The organism is Bradyrhizobium sp. UFLA06-06 (assembly GCF_054820065.1).
On record NZ_JADFUD010000001.1, the window covers coordinates 208,489 to 228,727 of the forward strand.

Below are 20,239 nucleotides of genomic sequence, written 5' to 3' on the forward strand. Positions count from 1 at the left end.
TGAGTGCCAGCCTTTACTCGGCCGCCTGCTTGCGCGGCGGGTCGAGCGCGCCGGAGTCGTGGATCTCGGCGACCTGGTGATCGCTGAAGCCGAGCACCTCGCGCAGGATCTCGTCGGTGTGCTCGCCGAGCAGCGGCGAGCGCTGAACGTCGCTCGGCGAATCCGACAGCTTGATCGGGTTGCCGACCGAGACGTACTTGCCGCGGGTCGGGTGATCGACCTCGACCACGGTGCCGGTCGCGCGCAGCGACTGGTCTTCCGCGATCTCCTTCATCGACAGGATCGGACCGCAGGGGATGTCGTCCTTGTTGAGGATCTCCATCGCCTCGAACTTGGTCTTTGTCATCGTCCACTGCTCGATGCGGCCGAAGATCTCGTTGAGGCGCGGCAGGCGGGCCGGCGGCTTGGCGTAGTTCGGATCGGTCTTCCAGGTCGGCTCGCCGATCACGTCGCAGATCTTCTCCCAGACCTGCGCCTGGGTGATGAAGTAGATGTAGGCGTTCGGGTCGGTCTCCCAGCCCTTGCATTTCAGGATGCGACCGGGCTGGCCGCCGCCGGAATCGTTGCCGGCGCGCGGCACGGCGTCGCCGAACGGAATGCCTTCGCCGAACTGGCTGTATTCCTTCAGCGGCCCATGGGCGAGGCGCTGCTGGTCGCGCAGCTTGACGCGCGCCAGGTTGAGCACGCCGTCCTGCATTGCGGCGGTGACCTTCTGGCCCTTGCCGGTGCTGGTGCGCTGGTGGAGCGCAGCAAGGATGCCGATCGCGAGATGCAATCCGGTGCCGGTGTCGCCGATCTGCGCGCCGGTGACCAGCGGCAGGCCGTCGCGGAAGCCGGTGGTCGAGGCGGCGCCGCCGGTGCACTGCGCGACGTTCTCGTAGACCTTGCAGTCCTCATACGGGCCGGGGCCGAAGCCCTTGATCGAGGCGACGATCATCTTCGGGTTGAGGCTGTGGATCTTCTCCCAGGGGAAGCCCATGCGATCGAGCACGCCGGGACCGAAATTCTCGACCAGCACGTCGCACTGCTTGATCAGCGCCGTCAACACTTCCTTGCCCTTCGGGTTCTTGGTGTCGAGCGTGATCGAGCGCTTGTTGTGATTCAGCATGGTGAAATACAGGCTGTCCACGTTCGGGATGTCCTGCAGCTGGCCGCGCGTGATGTCGCCGACGCCGGGACGCTCGACCTTGATCACGTCGGCGCCGAACCAGGCCAGCAATTGCGTGCAGGTCGGACCCGACTGGACGTGGGTGAAATCGAGAATGCGAACGCCCTTCAGCGCCTTGGTCATAATGTTTGCTCCGTACTCTGTCTGCCCCTGCACCCGCAGGGAGTGATGGGGTTAGGGGTTACTTCTTCTTCTGCTGCAGAACGCTCTGCGGATTGAGGTTGCCGATGCGGCCGCTCTCCGAGCCCGCCGCCGGGTCGATCACCGCGTTGATCAGCGTCGGCTTGCCGGAATCCAGCGCCGCATTGACGGCGCGCTTCAACTCGTCCGGCGAGGTGGCGTTGACGCCGACGCCGCCGAAGGCTTCCATCATCTTGTCGTAGCGCGAGCCCTTGACGAACACGGTGGTCGCCGGATCGTCGCCGGCGCTGTTGACGTCGGTGCCGCGATAGATGCCGTCATTGTTGAAGATCACGACGCAGATCGGCAGCTTGTAGCGGCAGATGGTCTCGACCTCCATGCCCGAAAACCCGAACGCACTGTCGCCCTCGACCGCGAGCACGGGCAGGCCGGTCTCGACCGCGGCGGCGATCGAATAGCCCATGCCGATGCCCATCACGCCCCAGGTGCCGACGTCGAGCCGCTTGCGCGGCTTGTGCATGTCGACGACGCCGCGGGCGAGGTCGAGCGTGTTGGCGCCCTCGTTGACGAAGATGGTGTCCGGACGTTCCGCGATGATGGCACGCAGCGCGCCGAGCGCGCCGTGGTAGTCCATCGGCGAAGCGTTGCTCATCAGCTTCGGCGCCATCTTGGCGACGTTGTCGTCGCGCTTCTTGGCGACGGTCGAGAGCCAGTCGGAGGGCGCCGCGGTCCAGCTCGCGCCCATGGCGTCGAGGAACGAGGAGACGCAGGAGCCGATATCGCCGACCACGGGGGCGACGATCTCGACGTTGGAATCCATTTCCTTCGGCTCGATGTCGACCTGGATGAACTTCTTCGGGGCTTCACCCCAGGTCTTGCCCTTGCCATGCGAGAGCAGCCAGTTGAGGCGGGCGCCGATCAGCATCACGACGTCGGCTTCCTTCAGCACGGTCGAGCGCGCCGCACCGGCGCATTGCGGATGCAGGTCGGGCAGCAGGCCCTTGGCCATGCTCATCGGCAGGAACGGCACGCCGCTCTTCTCGACGAAATTCTTGATCGCCTCGTCGGCTTGCGCGTAGGCCGCGCCCTTGCCGAGGATGATGAGCGGACGTTTTGCGTTCTTCAGCACGTCCAGCGCGCGCTTGACCGAAGACGGGGAGGGGATCTGCTCGGGCGCGGCGTCGATCACCTTGACCAGCGACTTCTGACCGGCGTCGGCGTTGATCACCTGCGAGAACAGCTTTGCGGGCAGGTCGAGATAGACGCCGCCCGGACGGCCCGACACCGCGGCGCGGATCGCGCGCGCGAGGCCGATGCCGATGTCCTGGGCGTGCAGCACGCGGAACGCGGCCTTGCACAGCGGCTTGGCGATCGCGAGCTGATCCATCTCTTCATAGTCGCCCTGCTGCAGGTCGACGATCTCGCGCTCTGACGAGCCCGAGACCAGGATCATCGGGAAGCAGTTGGTGGTGGCGTGGGCGAGCGCGGTGAGGCCGTTGAGGAAGCCGGGCGCGGACACCGTGAGGCAGACGCCGGGCCGCTTGGTCAGGAAGCCGGCGATCGACGCCGCATAGCCGGCATTCTGCTCGTGGCGGAACGAGAGCACGCGAATGCCCGCCGCCTGGGCCATGCGGCCCAGGTCCGTGATCGGGATACCCGGCACACCATAGATGGTGTCGATGCCGTTGAGCTTGAGCGCATCGATGACGAGATGGAAGCCATCGGTCAGTTCTTGCTCGGTGCCCGGTGCCTCGGACTTCGTAGCGGTATTCAGCATCGGCATCGTCTCCCTGGTCGTTCTTTGTTCGGACGATCTGATTGTCGTCTGAAGCGGGTGTGGACTCTCAAACTTAAGTGAACGGTTCTCTACGTGAATAATTCTTGGCCGTGCGCCTCGACATAGGCGGCAAGCCCAAGCGTGTGGTCGCGCGCGCGCTTCTCGGCAAGCTCGGTGTCGCGCGCTTCCAGCGCCTCGATGATCCCGAGATGCTCGGGCAGCGAGGTCGCGGTGCGGTCCTTGCGGCCGATCGTGAGCTGACGATAGCCGCGCACATGCAGCAGCAGGTCGTTGGTGAGGTCGACCAGAACGGGCGATTCCGACAGCGAGATCAGCGCCTGGTGGAAGGCGATGTTGGCCTTGGAATATTCCTCGACGTGATCCTGCGGCAGGCGATCGTCGCTGAAGTCCTTGAAGAAGTCGCGCAGCGCCGAGATGTCCTTCTTGCGCGCGGTGGTCGTGATCAGGCGCGCCGCCATGCTCTCCAGCGCCGCCCAGGCGCGGATCATGTCGACGATCTCCGCCTTGGTACGCCGGACCACGACGATGCCGCGGCGCGGCACGGTCTTCACGAATCCGTCCTGCTCGAGCATCGCGATCGCTTCGCGGATCGGCGTGCGGCTGACGCCGAGGCGCTCGGACAGTGCGCGCTCGTCGAGCATCACGGGCTCCGGCGTCGCGTAGATGTCCATCTTCAGGATCGCTTCCTTCAAGGCTTCATAGGCCTTGTTCTTGAAGCTCGTCTCCGGCGCGATCCGGACGATGGCGATATCTGTGTCAGCCATGGTGGGCGACGCCTTGGTCTGTTTCGGTTCTGGCACGACTCGTCTCCTCCTCTTGGAGACGTCTTCTTAGCAGAAGAAATTACCTTAGATTTTTGGCATGCCAAATACCAGAATGTCAAGCTGCCTATATTTTTCGATCTTTTTAGACCTCGACCGACCTTGACAATTGCGTTTTTGGCATACCAAATGCCACGAAATCTGTCCCAGGAGGAAGCCAATGTCAAATTCGAAGGATGCGGTCCGCAAAATTCTCGATGCGGTCAGGGCCGACAAGCGCACGAGCCTCACCGCGCCCGAAGGCAAGGTGGTGTGCGACGCCTACGGCATTCCGGTGCCGAAAGAGGGCGTCGCCAAGTCGGCGGCCGAGGCTGCCCGCATCGCCTCCGACATGGGCTTCCCGGTCGTGATGAAGATCGTCTCGCCCGACATCCTCCACAAGACCGAGGCCGGCGGCGTGGTGGTCGGCGTCAAGAGCGCCGCCGAGGCCGAGAAGAGCTACGAGACCATTCTCGCCAACGCCAGGAAGTACAAGGCCGACGCCAAGATCGAGGGCATCCAGGTCCAGCAGATGCTGGGCGGCGGCACCGAGGTGATCGTCGGTTCGATCACCGACGGCTCGTTCGGCAAGCTGGTCGCCTTCGGCCTCGGCGGCGTGCTGGTCGAGATCCTCAAGGATATCACTTTCCGCCTCGCGCCCGCGACCAAGGACGATGCGCTGTCGATGCTCGACGGCATCCAGGCGCATGAGATGCTGAAGGGCGTGCGCGGCGGCGATCCGGTCAACCGCGAGGCGCTCGCCGACGTCATCGTCAAGGTGTCGCAGCTGGTCAGCGATTTTCCCGAGATCGTCGAGCTCGACCTCAATCCGGTGTTCGCCACCAGCAAGAATGCGATCGCCGCCGACGTCCGCATCGTCGTCGACTTCAACTACAAGCCGCGCCCGGCGCCGCGTCCGACCGAAGAGATCGTCGCCGCGATGAACCGCATCATGCAGCCGAAGGGCGTGGCGGTGATCGGCGCCTCCGCCGAGGACGGCAAGATCGGCAACTCCGTGATGAAGAACCTCATCAACGGCGGCTACAAGGGCGAGATCTATCCGATCCACCCCAAGGCCGACGAAATCCTCGGCTACAAGGCCTACAAGAGCGTCAAGGACGTGCCCGGCGTGATCGACACGGCAGTGTTCGCGATCCCGGCAAAGTTCGTCGCCGGCGCGCTCGCCGAATGCGGCGAGAAGAAAATCCCCGGCGCGGTGCTGATTCCCTCGGGCTTTGCCGAGGCCGGCGCGCCGGAATTGCAGGCCGAGATCGTCGAGGTCGGCAAGAAGTACAATATCCGCCTGATGGGGCCGAACATCTACGGCTTCTATTACACGCCGGCCAATCTCTGCGCCACGTTCTGCACCGCCTATGACGTCAAGGGCCACGCCGCGCTGTCGTCGCAGTCGGGCGGCATCGGCATGGCGATCATCGGCTTCTCGCGCTCCGCCAAGATGGGCGTGTCGGCGATCGTCGGCCTTGGCAACAAGTCCGACATCGACGAGGACGATCTGCTCGCCTTCTTCGAGCAGGATCCCAACACCAATCTGATCGCGCAGCACTGCGAGGACTTGAAGGACGGCCGCGCCTTCGCGGAGGCCGCCAAGCGGGTCTCCAAGAAGAAGCCGGTGGTCGTGCTGAAGGCCGGCCGCACCTCGGCCGGTGCGAAGGCGGCCTCGTCGCACACCGGCGCGCTCGCCGGCAACGACAAGATCTACGAGGACGTGTTCAAGCAGTCGGGCGTGATCCGCGCCCGCAGCCTGCGGCAGCTGCTCGAATTCGCCCGCGGCGTGCCGGTGCTGCCGACGCCGAAGGGCGAGAACGTCCTGATCATCACCGGCGCCGGCGGCTCCGGCGTGCTGCTCTCCGACTCCGTGGTCGACAACGGCCTGTCGCTGATGCAGATGCCGCCGGATCTCGATGCGGCGTTCCGCAAGTTCATCCCGCCGTTCGGCGCGGCCGGAAATCCTGTGGATATCACCGGTGGCGAGCCGCCGATCACCTACGTCAACACCGTGAAGCTCGGCCTGTCGGACGAGCGCATCCACGCGCTGATCCTCGGCTACTGGCACACCATCGTGACGCCGCCGATGGTGTTCGCGCGCAACATGGTCGAGGTGAAGAAGGAGATGGAGGCCAAGGGCTTCGTCAAGCCGATCGTCGCCTCGCTCGCCGGCGACGTCGAAGTCGAGGAAGCCGCCGAGTATCTCTACCAGAACGGCATCCCGGCCTACGCCTATTCGACCGAACTCCCGGTCGAGGTGCTCGGCGCCAAGTACAAGTGGGCCCGCGGCGCCGGCCTGCTCTGATCTACTGATCTGTCGAATACCACAGGCCGCCTCGGACACCGTCCGGGGCGGCCTTTTCTTTGGGCTGCCCCCATCTGCAACGTGCCGCCGAGATGAGCGGGAAGGGCGCGATCAGCCCGATCGCGCGAAACCAAGCCAGGCTTTCCTGATCCTCCCGCGGGTTCCGCGCACCATCTTCTTTTTCCGGAACCACCCGCGACCGCCGAAGGCGGCTTGCCTTCCGTAACTGATGTGCTACTGATATGTCAGTTGACGCGCGATGGAGGGACCCTCGATGGAGTTGGCTGCAACAGGGATGACCGACCGCCAGCGCAAATATCGCGCGACCTACCGCGAGCGCGTGGTGGGCTGGTACAATGGCTGGCTGCATGTCGTGCTGATCTACACGATCGGCTTCACGGCGCTGTACGTCTATCTCGCCAATGTGCACGACGTGCGGTGGTGGGAATACCTCACCATTCCCGTGGTCTTCCTGATCGCAAACTTCTTCGAATGGGCGGTGCATCGCTTCGTCATGCACCGGCCCTCGAATGTGCCCTTGCTGCGCGCGGTCTATAGCCGCCACACGCTGATGCACCATCAGTTCTTCACCGAGGAGGAGATGCGCTTTGCAGATCATCACGACTGGCGCGTCACTTTCTTTCCGCCCTATGCGCTGGTGGTGTTTACCCTGATGTCGATCCTGCCGGCGATCGTCGCGGGCCTTGTGATCTCGGCCAACACCGGCTGGCTGCTGATCACCACGACGACCTCGATGTACCTGATCTACGAGTTCATGCACTTCTGCTGCCACGTCGAGGAAAATGCCTTCGTGCGCAACATGCCCTTCGTCAACACCATCCGCCGGCATCATACCGCCCATCACAACCAGTCGATCATGATGGAGCGGAACATGAACCTGACCTTCCCGGTGATGGACTATGTGTTCGGCACCTCCGACCTCAATCGCGGCCTGCTTGGCCACATCTTCAACGGCTACAGCACGCGCTACGTGAAGACCGACATGCGCCGGACAGCGCGAACGCCGCGGGTCGTGGCGAAGGAGCAATCGGTGCCGCATGCCGCAGCTTGAACCCAATCTCGCAGGCCTCGCCTGGTTCGGTCTGCTGTGGAGCGTGTGCTGCATCGGCTTCCTGCAGCTGGCCGGCATGTACCCGCTGCGCGGGCGCGCGGTTCTGCCGGTGACGATGACGACCATCGTGTGGGCGATGTTGCTCGCCGGCACGCTGGCATTCGCGCTGGCCGAATTGCGCTGGACCACAATCGTTGTCGTCGGCGGCGTGCTGTTCCTGTTTTTGCCCGGGCTGTTTCAGGCGCTGCCGGAATGGTGGCGCGACGGACGCGCGGGATTGCGGCTGTCCTGTTGCGCCATGATCGCCGCGCTCGCGCTGCTGGTCCGCGTGGCGGCGCCGTCGTTGTACATGTGGATGACCTAAAGCATGATCCGGAAAAGTGCGAAGCGGTTTTCCGACAAGAACATGCTCAAACAAAGAGTCAAAGCGCGATGACGATTCAACCTAATTTCATCGCGCTTTAAAGGAGGTCTCGATGCCAAGCCACATCAAGCTCATGCTGTCGCTGGCGTGCCTCGCCACGGCAGCCTGCGGATACTTTTTCATGGTCTATCTGGGACAGCAGGGACCGAGCTACGCGGTCGCCTTCCTTGGCGTATTCGCCACCGTCGCGATGTGGATCTTCCCCGAGGTCGTCAAGAAGGACCTCAAGATGCGACCGCCGGGATCGTGACATGATGCTGCAGCACAGGGAGACTCCGATGGCGAGCTATGCCGGGGACCGCACCATCGACGGCATTTCCGTGCTGGTCGACGGCAAGCCGCTGTCACCGCATTACGACCAGCTTCGTCTCACCGAACACGGTTTTGAATGGAGCTACGAGGGGCCCGAGCCGGCACAACTGGCCTTCGCGCTGCTCTATGATCATCTGCACGATGCCGCTGCCGCGAAAGCGTTGCACGAGAGCTTCATGCGGCGCGTCGTCGCCAATTTCGACAATGAATGGGAGCTCTCCTCGGTCGATCTCGACGAGGCGGTTGCGGCGCTGCGCTCCGGACAGACGGCCTGAGCCCTCGCTGATGTTTCCGGCAGAGAATTCTTGAGATGACCCTGACCTGTCGCGCGGCGGTGCTGCATCAAAGCGGAACGCCGCTCTCCGTCGAGCGCGTATCGCTTGCTCAGCCGATGCCGACCGATGTCGTGGTGAAGGTGCGCGCCGCGGGGCTCTGCCACACCGATCTCGAAGTCATCGACGGATCGCTGCGCTATCCCTTGCCGATGATCCTCGGGCACGAGGCCGCCGGCGTGGTCGAGGAAATCGGCAGTGCGGTCCGCGACATCAGCGTCGGCGATCGCGTCATCCTGTCCTGGAATCCGCATTGCGGGCACTGCTTCCACTGCGACCGCGCGCAGCCGATCCTGTGCGAGAGCTATCTCGCGCGGGGCGCCGAAGGCGTGCATTTCGACGGCGCGTCGAAGGCGCAGCTCGCGGACGGCCGCAACCTGGCGCACCTGATGTTCCTCGGCGGGTTCTCGGAATATGTCGTGCTGCCGGCGCAGCAGGCGATCGTCGTGCCGAACGAAATCCCCTTCGACCGCGCGTGCCTGATCGGCTGCGGCGTCATGACCGGCGTCGGCGCCGCGCTGAACGTCGCCGCCATCAGCCACGGCGATACCGTGATGGTCACCGGCTGCGGCGCGGTCGGGCTGGCGGCGGTGCAGGGCGCCCGGCTTGCCGGCGCCGGTGCTGTTATCGCGGTCGACCTCGATGATGCAAAGCTGGCGCTGGCGCGGCAGCTCGGCGCCACGCACGTCGTCAACGCGGCACGCGAGGACCCGGTCCAGTTCGCAAAACAGGCGACGCGCGGCCGGGGCGCCGACGTCATCCTCGAAGCGGCGGGCCATCCCAACGCGTTTCGGCAGACCGCCGAGGCGGTGCGGCCGGGCGGTGAGGTGATCTGGCTCGGCAAGATCGACGTCACGCAGGACGTGAGTTTTCGCTGGGGCGCGTTGATGGGCGAGAAGCGATTTCGCCGCTCGAGCTATGGCGGCGCGCGGCCACGGCGCGACTTTCCCTTGCTGGCGCAGGCCTATCTCGACGGCCGGCTCAAGCTCGACGAACTGATCACCGGCCGCTGCAGTCTCGACGGCATCAATGACGGCTTCGAGGCGCTGCGGCGCGGGCGGTCGATCCGCACAGTGGTTGAGCTCTGAGAGCTGCTACAGCGTCGAACGCGCAAAACTCTCGATGTAGTCGATCAGGCTGTCGGAGGCCGCGCCCGCGGCGTCGACGCGGCGCTCGGCGATGGCTTCGGCGACGTCGGCATGCAGCCGCGCCGCGAGCGGCAGATCGGCCGCTTCCTTGTAATGCTGGTACCAGAACCGGCGCGACAGGCCATGCATCAGGCCCATCGCGCGGGAGGCGAACTCGTTGCGCGACGCCGTGGAGATCAGTGTGTTGAACTGGTGATCCAGCCGCATGAACAGCAGATCGTCGGATTTCTCCGCCGCGCGCCGCATGCCGGCGGCGATCTCGGAGAACTGCGTGCGCTGCTCGCTGGTGGCGCGCTCGGCGGCGCCGCGCGCCATCAGCCGTTCCAGCTCGCGCCGGACTTCGAGCAGGCGCAGCTGGGCCCTGAGGTCGATCTCGGACACCAGCACGCCGCGGCGGGCCAGGATATTGACGAGGCCGTCGCGCGACAGGCGCTGCAAGGCTTCGCGGATCGGGGTTCGGCCGATGTCGAGCCGCTTGGCGAGTACGAGCTCGGAGAGCGCGGTGCCCGGCGGCAGTTGCAGCGTCACGATCAGCTCTTCCAGCTCGGCATAGGCGCGATCGGTGAGCGTGACGTCGCTTTGCGGGAGAGGGGCCGGCGCGGAACCGCGCGGCTTGTCGCCGGCGGCGGACGATTGCCGTGCCGGCCGGCGGCTCCCTGCTGCGCGCGCGCGCACCGTGCTGGATCGTTTGTTCGAATGTGCCATCTGGATCGCGAGTGCTGCTCTACAGCAGATATCTCACACGCCCGATGGCACTGACAAGGCCGGTCGATCGGCCTAAGCCGAATCGGACGGCGCGCAGCGCGCCCATCAGTGCGAAATGCTTTCCAGCGTCCGGCCGCGGGTTTCCTCGCCGAGCAACAGCACCGCGAGCGCCGCCACCACGAACGCGCCGGCGCCGAGCGCAAACACGCCGCCTTGTCCGGCGGCCGGCAGAATCACGCCGATCACATAGGGGCCGATCAGCGAACCGATTCGGCCGACCGCGGAAGCAAAGCCCGTTCCGGTGGCGCGGACATGGGTCGGGTACAGTTCGGGCGTATAGGCGTAAAGCGCCGACCACATGCCGAACAGGAAGAACTGCATGCAGAGGCCGGCAATGATGAGCTGGGTCTGGTCCGCCGCCGAGCCGTAGAAATGGCAGGCGATCGCGCCGCAGAGCAGGTTCATCACCAGCGTCGCCTTTCGGCCCCAGGATTCGACGAGCCAGGCCGAGACCAGGAAGCCGGGGATACCCGCGAGCGAGATCAGGATGGTGTAGAACACCGATTTGGTGATCGGGAAGCCCTTGGCCTGCAGCAGCGCGCCGAGCCACGTGGTCAGGCCGTAGAAGCCGAGCAGCGCGAAGAACCACAGGGTCCACAACATCGTGGTCCGCTTGGCGTAGATGCCAGAAAACAGCGTTCTCAGGCCGGTCACTTCGGACGTGGGGGCGGCGGCCTGGCGCACCACCGGCGGCAGGTCCTTGCCGCCGAGACGATCGCGGACCCTGGATTCGATGTCGCGCACCGTGGCCTCGGCCCGCTCCGAATAGCCGTGCGAGGCGAGCCAGCGCGGCGATTCCGGAACGAAGCGGCGCACCACCAGCACGAAGACGGCCGGGATCGCCTGCAGGATGAAGACCCAGCGCCAGTCGGCGACCTGCAGCACGAAGTAGGTCAGCAGGCCCGACGCGATGAAGCCGAGCGGCCAGAATCCTTCGAGGAACGCGATGTAGCGGCCGCGGTTGCGCGCCGGCATGATCTCCGAGACCATCGACTGCGCGACCGGAAACTCCATGCCCATGCCGAAGCCGAGCAGCAGGCGGGACGCGCCGAGCGCGGTCGCCGTCGTCGAGAGACCGCAGCACAGGCTGCCCAAGCCCCAGAAGATCATGCTGACCTGGAAGACGCGGGCGCGGCCGAAACGGTCGGCGAGCAGGCCGGCGGACGCGGCGCCCACGAACATGCCGAGGAAGCTCATGCTGGACAGCAGCCCGGCTTCCGCCGTCGACAGGCCGAAGGTCTGGCGGATCGAGCCAAGCACAAAGGTCAGCGCGGCCAGGTCCATGCTGTCGAAAAACCACGCGGTCGCGATGATTCCGAAGATCCAGCGCTGATAGGAGGTCAGCGGCAGGCGTTCGAGGCGTGCCGCGATGTCGGCGACCTGCTGCGCCTGCGCGGTTCGCGCAACGGCCGGAGCCCGGCTTCCGGCTGCTGCGGTGACGTCGGAAATGGTCATTGCTGCCTCCCCAAGTGGATGCTGACGGGCTCTTTTCGGCCTTTTCATAAAATGTCACACGAATAGCAGTGATATGTCAATTGGCGATCACGCATGAATTGACGGCGCGGCCCGAGCTGCGGCGCCGGATGTGGCCGCAAACAAATCGGCGCGTAGCGCGGTCCTCCCGTGATCCGGTCGACCATCCTTGCCGCTTCGGGCATCCTGCGAAGCGGCATCAAGAGCCGGTTAACGGCATCCGAGAATTCGGGGGCTAACCGATAATCCGGCTTTAATGGGGAGCCGACTAAACGTCACGTGGTTGCAAGGTACCGGATGCCTGGAGGTATCCGATGTTGCGTCGGGCGGAGGCGTTTTCCCCATATGTCAGTTCAGGCCGATTTGGATTTTGCGAGCGACGATCGCGCGAGGGCGCAGATCGGCGCGGCGGTGAGCTATCTGCTCAGGGACGCGACCGGCGTCACGCGTGAGCATGCCGTCGAGACGATTGTCGAGATGGTGCGCGACATCGCAAGCCGGCCGCCCACTGTCGAAGCGGCATCGATTCAGCCGCTGATGAGCGGCGTCACCTATCGGGATTTTGTGATCGACGCCTACCGGCGCGATGTCGATCGCTGGCGCGCGACCATCCGCCGTTCGAACGGCAAGAAGATCCGGATCGCTTCGCCGCCGTCCGTGCGCGACGAGGCGACGACCACAGCGGACGCGATCACCGCCGAGAAGGCCATCGAGTTCGCGAGGCGGGCGATCGACCTGGGCGAGGTGATCTGACCTCGCCGCCTCAAGGCTTGCCATCGCCGCGACGTCTCGGCGATGCTGCCTATGCTTGGGACGCGCGATGTGCTCCGATACGGCAGCTGCGCCGGTTCCGCAGCTGTCTGCGGAATTGTCCATTCATCCCGTCCCAGCCGAGAAATGCCATGCCTTCCGAACTCCGTTCGCCGCGTCTGGCCGTCCTGATCGACGCCGACAACGCATCTGCAAAGATCGCCGATGGGCTGTTCGAGGAGATCGCCAAGATCGGCGAGGCCAGCGTGCGCCGCATCTACGGCGACTTCTCCAATCCGAGGTCCAAGGGCTGGGCCGACATTCTGTCGAAGCACGCCATTATTCCCCAGCAGCAATTCGCCTATACGACCGGGAAGAATGCATCCGATATCACGCTGGTCATTGACGCCATGGACCTGCTGCACAGCGGCCGGTTCGACGGCTTCTGCCTGGTGTCGTCCGACAGCGATTTCACCCGGCTAGCCGCCCGCATCCGCGAGCACGGCATCGACGTGTTCGGGTTCGGCGAGCAGAAGACGCCGGAGAGTTTTCGGCAGGCCTGCCGCCGGTTCGTCTACACCGAGAATCTGCGCGGCGGCGCGCCGAGCAATCAGGATGCCGCCGTGCGGGCCCAGCCGTTGCAGCCGCCCGAGGCCGCCACGCCCATCATCAAGAAGGTCATCAGCCAGATGGCAAGCGAGGACGGCTGGGTCACGCTTGGCGAGGTCGGACGGCAGCTTGCCAATTTCGCATCGGATTTCGATCAGAGGACCTACGGCTTCCGCACCCTCGGCGAGCTGGTGCGCAGGACCAACGCTTTCGAGATCGAGTCGAAGGGCGGGACGATGCGAATCCGCATCAAGCCATCAGCTGCGCCGCCGCCAAGACGACGAGCTCCAAGACGGCGAGCCGATCAAAAACCGCCGGAATGAACGGCGCGCAGCGCGCTCCTGTTCTGAACGATCCCTGAATCTGAACCCAGGATGAATGCTGCTTCGGACATTGTCCGGGCCAGCATTTTCATTCGTGCTGGAATCAAGCGAATTGCGCGCGGAACTGGAGTTGCGCGGGTTGCAGCATTGGAACTGGAACGTTCTCGTTGCTTGCGATGTTGAGGGGGCATCGATCAATTCGGAGGAGGACAATCATGAACGAGCGCTTTGCTGTGTCCCTTGTCGCTGCAGCGTCGCTGCTCGCGTCCGGTTCGGCCTTCGCGCAGTCCACGACTGCGGCGGGCGCCGCGAACGGCGCGCGGGCCGGCGGCGAAATCGCGGGGCCGGTCGGCGAGATCGTCGGCGGCACGGTGGGTGCCGCGGTCGGCGCCGGCCTCGAGATTCCGAATGCGGTGATCACCTCGATCCCGCGCGGCGAGCCGTCCGTGGTAGTGCGTGAACGCGTCGTGGTCGGCGAGCCGCTGCCCGGCACGGTCGTGCTGCGTCCGGTGCCGCGCTACACCGAGTATCGCTACGCCGTCGTCAACGATCGCCGCGTGATCGTCGAGCCGCGCACCCGCCGGATCGTCAAGATCATCGACTGATCGCATCGATTTCCCGTCATTGCGAGGAGCTCGCGACAAAATTGCGAAGCAATTTTGCGCTGAAGCGACGAAGCAATCCATCGCGCCGCATATGCTGAAGCGTGGATTGCTTCGCTTCGCTCGCAATGACGGAAGTGGAGAAATATCATCCTCGCGGGCCCATCGCCCGCGGGGATTTTCGTGGGTCCCATGAATACCGGCATGGCACAGGCCCGTTTTTTCATGAAGCGGCCGGTTGGCCTGACGGCCCGATCCCCTAGACTGGGTTGTAACGGACGGACGCAGCAAGCGTCGGCCTTGGTCAAAAGCAGGGGATGGAAGCATGGCTCGGAAGATCGCGATCGTCGGTGCGGGCGCTGTCGGCGGCTACGCCGGTGCGCACATGGTGCAGGCAGGGGAGGACGTTACCTTCATCGATCCCTGGCCAGCGCATGTCGAGCACATGCGCAAGCACGGCCTGCGCGTCACGCACGCGATGGACGTCGCGGAATTCTCGGTGCCGGTGCGCGCGCTCGATGTCACCGACGCGCAGCAATTGGCGAAAGAGAAACCGGTCGACATCGCCTTCGTCTGCATGAAGTCCTACGACACCGCCTGGGCCACCATGCTGATCCGGCAATATCTGGCGGCGGATGGCTACGTGGTGTCGCTGCAGAACTGCATGAACGAGGAAACCATCGCCGGCATCGTCGGCTGGGGCAAGACGCTCGGCTGCATCGCGAGCAGCATCACCGTCAATCTGCCGGAGCCGGGCCATATCCACCGCGGCGCCGGCAAGGGCGGCGCTGATCACACCGTGTTTCGCGCCGGCGAGGTGCATGGCCGGATCACCGCGCGGGCCGAAGAAGTGTGCAGGCTGGTCGGCTATTCCGACAGCGCCAAGGTGACCTCCAATCTCTGGGGCGAGCGCTGGTCCAAGCTCGTCGCCAACGTGATGGGCAACGGGCTCTCGGCCTGCACTGGTCTGGCGGGCGGCGAGGTGCTGCAAAGCGAGCCGCTGCGCCGCTTCTCGACCCGGCTCGGCAGCGAGGCGATCCGCGTCGGCCAGGCGCAGGGCTATCAGCTGGAGGAGATCCTGCATCTGCCGCCCGAGACCATCGCGCGGGCCGGCGAGGGCGACGAGGCCGCAACGCGCGCCTGTGACGAGCAGCGCTTCAAGGATGCCAAGCGCACCTCGTCCGCGCAGCGTCCCTCGATGGGCCAGGACATGCAGAAGGGCCGCCGCACCGAGATCGAATTCCTCAACGGCCTCGTGGTCCGCGAAGGCGAGAAGCTCGGCATCACCTGCGCGGCGAATGCCGCGTTGACCGACATCGTCAAGCGCGTCGAGCGCGGCGAACTGAAGCCGGATCCGCTGCACATCACGGAGTTGAGGATGAATTGAACTAGAGGCTCTCGTCGCCTCTCGCCGTCATTGCGAGGAGCGAAGCGACGAAGCAATCCATGCATCAACGTGTGCGGCTGGATGGATTGCTTCGCTTCGCTCGCAATGACGTGGAGATTGTGGGCCGATTGCCTACAGCAACTGCCTCACCCCCATCCCGCTCATGAACCGCTCGCGGATCTGCACGGGATCTCGCCTGGTCGTACCGGTGCCGGGCTTGTCGTCGATGCGGACGCCGATCAGGGTCGGGGCGGAGGCCTGTTTCGACTGCTCGATCAGCCGCTCGAAATCGTCCTCGTCGGCGGCCCAGGAGCTGTTCGCGATCCCGCTGGCGATTGCGACCTGGACGATATCGGTATGGCCAGCGGCCGGCGTCGGCTGGGCGCCCGTGATCTGGTAGATGCCGTTGTCCATCACCACCATGGTGAGATTCTTCGGCGCCAGCGTCGCGATGGTCGAGAGGCAGCCGAGCTGCATCAGCAGCGAGCCGTCGCCTTCGAGTGCGAACACGCGCCGGTTCGGCTGCGCCAGCGCGACGCCGAGCGCGATCGGAAACGCAAGGCCCATGCTGCCCAGCATGTAAAAATTCTGCGGGCGATGGCCGGCGGCCCAGAGGTCGAAATTGGTGTTGCCGATGCCGCCGATCACGGCTTCGTCCTTGAGCCCGGCGACGAGGCGCTGGGTGAGATCGAAGCGGTTCATCACCTTGGTGTTGCGCGCATGGGTGCTGGTCATGGCTGATCTCACTTGTCGAAGGTCTTGCCGCCGGTCAGCAGCGGCGAGAGGATCAGCGCCACCGGCGCCTGGGTGGTGACGGCCTGCTTGATCGAGCGGTCGGCGATGAATTCGAGCTCGTCGAGCCGCGTGATGGTGTGATGCTCCATCGCCAGCGAATCCAGCACCGGGCGCATGGTGCGGCAGACCAGCGCCTGGCCGTAATTGAACTCGCCGAGCGTGCCACGCTCGGAGACGAACATGATCAGCGGGATCTGGTAGGGCACCGCGAGCGAGGCCAGCACGTTGGCGAGCGTGGCAAAGCCCGAAGTTTGCATCAGCACCGCGCCGCGCGTTCCCGCCATCCAGGCACCGGAGACGATGCCCACCGCTTCTTCCTCGCGCGCGGTCGGAAACGTCGTGAAATAAGGATCGGCGTGCAGGTCCTTGATCAGCGTGGTCAGCACCCGGTCGGGCACATAGGGCACGAGCTTGATCTCGTTCCGCTTCAGCGTCTGCAGCACGATGCCGTGCCAGGTCGTCGCCGCATCCTGGGACTTGTCCTTGGCTTTATCTTTGGACGAGGCTTGTTCCGCGGCCGCCATCCTGTTCTCCCTGCTCGCGCGACGCTGGTGGCCGCTTGCCGCACGAAACTTGACGCGGTGCCTGCGATTGTCAACATGTCGCGGCCGCAACGCGATCTGCGGAATTCGGCCATCGCAGCGCCGAACCAACGTGCGATACAGGCGTAACGAAAAAGGGACGGTAGCGATCAAGGGACGGGAGGCGTCGATGGCCGGATGGGTCTGGCGGACCGCCATTGCGGCAGCGGCCATGATTGTGGCCGGCCTTGCGTCCGCGCAGCCGTTCCCGGCCAAGGCCGTTCACATTCTCGTTCCATATCCGCCCGGCGGCGGCGTCGATGTGCTGACGCGGACGCTCGCCGAAGCAGTGTCGAAGACCTGGACGCAATCGATCGTGGTCGAGAATCGGCCCGGCGCCGGCGGGGTGATCGCCTCGCAGGCGATCGCGACCTCCGCGCCCGACGGTTACAATCTGATCATGGTGGCGAGCGGCCACGCCACCAATCCGTTCCTTTATCCCAAGCTGCCCTACGACACGTTCAGGGATTTTTCGCCGATCTCGCTCTTGGCGTCGTCGCCGAACGTGCTGCTGGTGCGCGCGGATTCGCCGTTCAAATCGGTCGGCGACGTCATCGCCGCGGCGAAGGCAAAGCCCGGCAGCCTGTCCTTCGCCCATGCCGGCAACGGCACCTCGACCCATCTGGCCGGCGAGCTGCTCAACAATCTCGCCAAGATCGAGATCAGCGCGATCCCCTACAAGGGCGGTGCGCCCGCGATCAACGATCTGCTCGGCGGGCAAATTCCGATGTCGTTCAACAACGGGCCGGAATCGGTCGGGCAGTTGCAGGCCGGCACGGTTCGCGCGCTGGCGGTGACGACCGGCTCGCGTGCGCCGTTCCTGCCTGACGTGCCCAGCATGTCGGAAACCGTGCCGGGCTACGACACTGAGGTGTGGTGGGGCTTGCTCGGACCCGGCAACATGCCGGCCGACCTCGTCGCCAAGATCTCGCATGATTTCGTCGCGGCGGTGAACACCGATGCCGTGAAGGAGCGGCTCGGCAAGCTCGGTGCGATCCCGATCGGCTCACCGCCGGACAAGTTCGCCGCCAAGATCAAGGCCGACTACGACAAATGGGGGCCGATCATCAAGGCCGCCGGCATGAAGGCAGAATAGAACATGGCTGCGTCGGAAATTCCCGCCTGCCTGCCGCCGCGTGCGGTGACGCCGCCAAAGCACAAGCTGCCGCCGAAGGCCTGCGATACGCATGCGCATGTGTTCGGCCCGGCTGACCGCTTTCCCTATGCCGGCGATCGCAGCTACACGCCGCCCGACGCGCCGCTCGCGACCTATCTCGGCATGCTCGATGCGCTCGGTTTCGCCCGCGGCGTGCTGGTGCCTGTCTCTTATACACATCTGACGCTGCCGACGAACTATGTGTATAAGAGACAGTCCGCGGCCTGCGCTTCAACCATTTCTTCCGCGGCGGGCAGCTGCACTATCGCGGCGGCATTCCCTTGAATGTTGCCGAAACGCACGCGGGCGTGATGGCCGAGCTCGGCTGGCATCTGCAGCTCTGGATCGACGTGAAGGATCTGCCCGACACGATCCCGACGCTGAAGGCGCTCGGGTTGCCGGTCGTGGTCGATCACATGGGCCGCACCGATGCTGCCGCCGGCATCAACACCGCGGGCTTTCAGAGCTTGCTGCGTGCGGTGGACGAAGGCTGGTGCTGGGCCAAACTGTCAGGTGCGCATCGCCTGAGTCAGCGGGCTCCTGATTATCCCGATGCGCGGCCGTTCCACGAGGCGCTGGTCGCAGCCAATCCTGAACGGCTGGTGTGGGGCGGCGACTGGCCGCATCCGCGGGTCGATGGTGAAATGCCCGATGCCGGCCATCTGCTCGACCTGTTTCACGAATGGACGCCGGATTCGGCGACACGGCACCGCATCCTCGTCGACAATCCCGCACGACTCTATGGCTTCCCAAACTGAAAGCTGCTCGAAGACATGACCGTCAACAACAAGCGCGTGTTCTACGTCAAATACCTCGCCCACGAGATCTACGTCGATATCCTGAAGAAGCGGCCGGACGTCCGGCTCGATCGTTTGGAGAACGAGACGCCGGAGGCGACATTCGCGCCGGTTCTCGCCGACGCGCATGCCTATCAGATCGGCGCGGCGCGCGATGAGCTGGCGCCGCATTTCCATGCCCATGCCGAGCTGTTGAAGCGTGCGCCTAATCTTCTGATCGTGTCGTCGAATGGTGCCGGCTTCGATCCCGTCGATGTCGATGCCTGCACCGCGGCGGGCGTGCTTGTCGTCAACCAGTCCGGCGGCAACGCCAATTCGGTCGCCGAACACGCGCTCGGCATGATGCTGACGCTGTCGAAGCGGATCATCCAGTCCGACCGCAGGCTGCGGCGTGAGGCCAACGTCAACCGCAACGATCTGATTGGCAATGAGCTGAAGGAGAAGACCGTCGGCATCGTCGGTCTCGGCAATGTCGGCCGCCGCATCGCCGAACTGTGCAAGGGCCTCCTGCACATGAAGGTGATCGCCTACGATCCCTATCTCACGGCGGATGAGATGGCGAAGCGGGGCGGGGAGAAGGTCGAGCTCGACGATCTCCTGCGCCGCGCGGACTTTGTTTCGATCTCGTGTCCGCTGGACAAGAACAGCCGCGGCATGATCGGCGCGCGCCAGTTCGCGCTGATGCAGCCGCACGCCTATTTCGTCACCACGGCGCGCGGCTTCATTCACGACGAGAAGGCGCTGGAGGAAGCGCTGCGTGACAAACGCATCGCCGGGGCCGGGCTCGACGTCTGGGACAAGGAGCCGCCGCCGCCGGATCATCCGCTCTTGCAGTTCGACAATGTGCTGGCGAGTCCGCACACCGCCGGCGTCACCCGCGAGGCGCGCATCAACATGGGCCGGATTGCCGCCGAGCAGATCCTCGACGCCCTCGACGGCAAGCGGCCGCCGCGCATCATCAATCCCGAGGTGTGGCCGGTCTACGCAAGACGGTTCGAGAAGGCGTTCGGGTTCATGCCGGGGTAGGGTCAGCCCTGCCCCTGCGGGGGCCGCGGCTGCGCGCGCCCAAAAATATCGAAAACAACCCCATGCAAAGGAGCTGGCGGCTGCCGGCGTTCGCGCAGGCAACTTGACGCGTCGGGCAACTCAGGGATACATTTCCAATATTCAGAAATCGTGCAGGCGCCGGCCTTGCGGGAGATATACCGCAAGGCGGAGGGAACTGTTCCGGGGGTGCGTCCCTCACGCAAGCGGCCAGCCGTGCGAGCGTTGTTGCGCGCGCCAAAACACCGGAGAAAATCTCCTTCGTCGTAGTCTCGATCGGAGCAATAAACCCACTGCCAAACGGCCGCCTCACAACACGCCCGTTGTTATTTTCCCTGAGATATCGACGGCTTAGCCCGAAATCGCCATTTTCCCTGGGTGCCCGACCATTCCGGGCACGGAAGGAAGAAGTTCATGCGACAGGTCCAGTCATTGCTTCGCAACGCGCCCG

At 64.8% G+C, this 20,239-nt stretch carries 21 protein-coding genes; 14 read left to right on the top strand and 7 right to left on the bottom strand.

The features are described from left to right. Positions 1 to 13: 13 nt before the first annotated feature. The 3 genes from frc to IF803_RS00900 all read right to left on the bottom strand — a co-directional run bounded on the left by frc (position 14) and on the right by IF803_RS00900 (position 3,871). Entirely contained in the window at positions 14 to 1,291 is a 1,278-nt protein-coding gene (gene frc, locus IF803_RS00890; RefSeq protein ID WP_304499490.1) for a formyl-CoA transferase, read from the bottom strand. Positions 1,292 to 1,349: 58 nt separating this feature from the next. After that, the gene (oxc, locus tag IF803_RS00895; RefSeq protein ID WP_461190958.1) at positions 1,350 to 3,086 is read right to left on the bottom strand and encodes an oxalyl-CoA decarboxylase; all 1,737 of its coding nucleotides are present in this window, start codon (positions 3,084 to 3,086) and stop codon (positions 1,350 to 1,352) included. An 89-nt stretch (positions 3,087 to 3,175) separates the two neighbouring features. Continuing rightward, the gene (locus IF803_RS00900; protein WP_050387017.1) at positions 3,176 to 3,871 is read right to left on the bottom strand and encodes a GntR family transcriptional regulator; all 696 of its coding nucleotides are present in this window, start codon (positions 3,869 to 3,871) and stop codon (positions 3,176 to 3,178) included. 217 nt (positions 3,872 to 4,088) lie between these two features. Here IF803_RS00900 and IF803_RS00905 point away from each other — a divergent pair, with 217 nt between their 5' ends. The 6 genes from IF803_RS00905 (at position 4,089) to IF803_RS00930 (ending at position 9,446) form a co-directional block, all read left to right on the top strand. Next, positions 4,089 to 6,218, top strand: a complete 2,130-nt coding sequence (locus tag IF803_RS00905) for an acetate--CoA ligase family protein (RefSeq protein WP_028345231.1) — start codon at positions 4,089 to 4,091, stop codon at positions 6,216 to 6,218. Positions 6,219 to 6,492: 274 nt separating this feature from the next. Next, positions 6,493 to 7,290 (top strand): sterol desaturase family protein, encoded by a 798-nt coding sequence (locus IF803_RS00910; protein WP_028345230.1) that lies wholly within the window; start codon positions 6,493 to 6,495, stop codon positions 7,288 to 7,290. After that, positions 7,277 to 7,654, top strand: coding sequence for a hypothetical protein (locus IF803_RS00915; RefSeq protein WP_461190959.1), 378 nt, complete (start codon positions 7,277 to 7,279; stop codon positions 7,652 to 7,654). The genes IF803_RS00910 and IF803_RS00915 overlap by 14 nt, the downstream gene beginning before the upstream one ends. 112 nt (positions 7,655 to 7,766) lie before the next feature. Further along, the gene (locus IF803_RS00920) at positions 7,767 to 7,964 is read left to right on the top strand and encodes a hypothetical protein (RefSeq protein WP_024579640.1); all 198 of its coding nucleotides are present in this window, start codon (positions 7,767 to 7,769) and stop codon (positions 7,962 to 7,964) included. Between the two features lie 28 nt (positions 7,965 to 7,992). Next, the gene (locus IF803_RS00925) at positions 7,993 to 8,301 is read left to right on the top strand and encodes a DUF6166 domain-containing protein (protein ID WP_461190960.1); all 309 of its coding nucleotides are present in this window, start codon (positions 7,993 to 7,995) and stop codon (positions 8,299 to 8,301) included. A 35-nt stretch (positions 8,302 to 8,336) separates the two neighbouring features. Then, positions 8,337 to 9,446 carry a Zn-dependent alcohol dehydrogenase gene (locus IF803_RS00930; RefSeq protein WP_461190961.1) on the top strand — a complete coding sequence of 370 codons (1,110 nt, stop codon included), beginning with the start codon at positions 8,337 to 8,339 and terminating at the stop codon, positions 9,444 to 9,446. Positions 9,447 to 9,452: 6 nt separating this feature from the next. On the opposite strand, the gene IF803_RS00935 is transcribed toward IF803_RS00930, so the two are convergent. After that, positions 9,453 to 10,211 (bottom strand): GntR family transcriptional regulator, encoded by a 759-nt coding sequence (locus IF803_RS00935; RefSeq protein ID WP_461190962.1) that lies wholly within the window; start codon positions 10,209 to 10,211, stop codon positions 9,453 to 9,455. A 105-nt stretch (positions 10,212 to 10,316) separates the two neighbouring features. Beyond that, positions 10,317 to 11,726, bottom strand: coding sequence for an MFS transporter (locus IF803_RS00940; RefSeq protein WP_028345225.1), 1,410 nt, complete (start codon positions 11,724 to 11,726; stop codon positions 10,317 to 10,319). A gap of 363 nt (positions 11,727 to 12,089) precedes the next feature. Between IF803_RS00940 and IF803_RS00945 the strand changes: the two genes are divergently transcribed. The 4 genes from IF803_RS00945 (at position 12,090) to IF803_RS00960 (ending at position 15,415) form a co-directional block, all read left to right on the top strand. Further along, complete coding sequence (locus tag IF803_RS00945; protein ID WP_016842371.1) at positions 12,090 to 12,497, top strand: hypothetical protein; 408 nt, start codon at positions 12,090 to 12,092, stop codon at positions 12,495 to 12,497. A 149-nt stretch (positions 12,498 to 12,646) separates the two neighbouring features. Next, positions 12,647 to 13,426, top strand: a complete 780-nt coding sequence (locus IF803_RS00950) for an NYN domain-containing protein (protein ID WP_016842370.1) — start codon at positions 12,647 to 12,649, stop codon at positions 13,424 to 13,426. Positions 13,427 to 13,641: 215 nt separating this feature from the next. Next, positions 13,642 to 14,031 (top strand): DUF1236 domain-containing protein, encoded by a 390-nt coding sequence (locus IF803_RS00955; protein WP_461190963.1) that lies wholly within the window; start codon positions 13,642 to 13,644, stop codon positions 14,029 to 14,031. Positions 14,032 to 14,353: 322 nt separating this feature from the next. Continuing rightward, entirely contained in the window at positions 14,354 to 15,415 is a 1,062-nt protein-coding gene (locus IF803_RS00960) for a ketopantoate reductase family protein (protein ID WP_461190964.1), read from the top strand. A 132-nt stretch (positions 15,416 to 15,547) separates the two neighbouring features. Here the strand turns inward: IF803_RS00960 and IF803_RS00965 are convergent, their stop codons facing one another. Beyond that, on the bottom strand, positions 15,548 to 16,150 hold the full coding sequence (locus tag IF803_RS00965; RefSeq protein ID WP_304499498.1) for a thiamine pyrophosphate-dependent enzyme: 603 nt from the start codon (positions 16,148 to 16,150) through the stop codon (positions 15,548 to 15,550). Between the two features lie 8 nt (positions 16,151 to 16,158). After that, on the bottom strand, positions 16,159 to 16,734 hold the full coding sequence (locus IF803_RS00970; protein WP_026192548.1) for a thiamine pyrophosphate-binding protein: 576 nt from the start codon (positions 16,732 to 16,734) through the stop codon (positions 16,159 to 16,161). A 187-nt stretch (positions 16,735 to 16,921) separates the two neighbouring features. On the opposite strand from IF803_RS00970, the gene IF803_RS00975 reads away from it, so the two are divergent. The 4 genes from IF803_RS00975 to IF803_RS00990 are packed head-to-tail and all read left to right on the top strand — an operon-like array spanning position 16,922 to position 19,770. Continuing rightward, positions 16,922 to 17,887, top strand: a complete 966-nt coding sequence (locus IF803_RS00975; protein ID WP_461190965.1) for a Bug family tripartite tricarboxylate transporter substrate binding protein — start codon at positions 16,922 to 16,924, stop codon at positions 17,885 to 17,887. Positions 17,888 to 17,890: 3 nt separating this feature from the next. Further along, positions 17,891 to 18,232: a hypothetical protein gene (locus IF803_RS00980; RefSeq protein ID WP_461190966.1), complete on the top strand. Its 342-nt coding sequence runs from the start codon at positions 17,891 to 17,893 to the stop codon at positions 18,230 to 18,232. Beyond that, positions 18,229 to 18,705 carry an amidohydrolase family protein gene (locus tag IF803_RS00985; RefSeq protein WP_461190967.1) on the top strand — a complete coding sequence of 159 codons (477 nt, stop codon included), beginning with the start codon at positions 18,229 to 18,231 and terminating at the stop codon, positions 18,703 to 18,705. The genes IF803_RS00980 and IF803_RS00985 overlap by 4 nt, the downstream gene beginning before the upstream one ends. Before the next feature lie 15 nt (positions 18,706 to 18,720). Next, positions 18,721 to 19,770, top strand: coding sequence for a hydroxyacid dehydrogenase (locus IF803_RS00990; protein WP_157345985.1), 1,050 nt, complete (start codon positions 18,721 to 18,723; stop codon positions 19,768 to 19,770). Positions 19,771 to 20,239 lie beyond the last annotated feature (469 nt).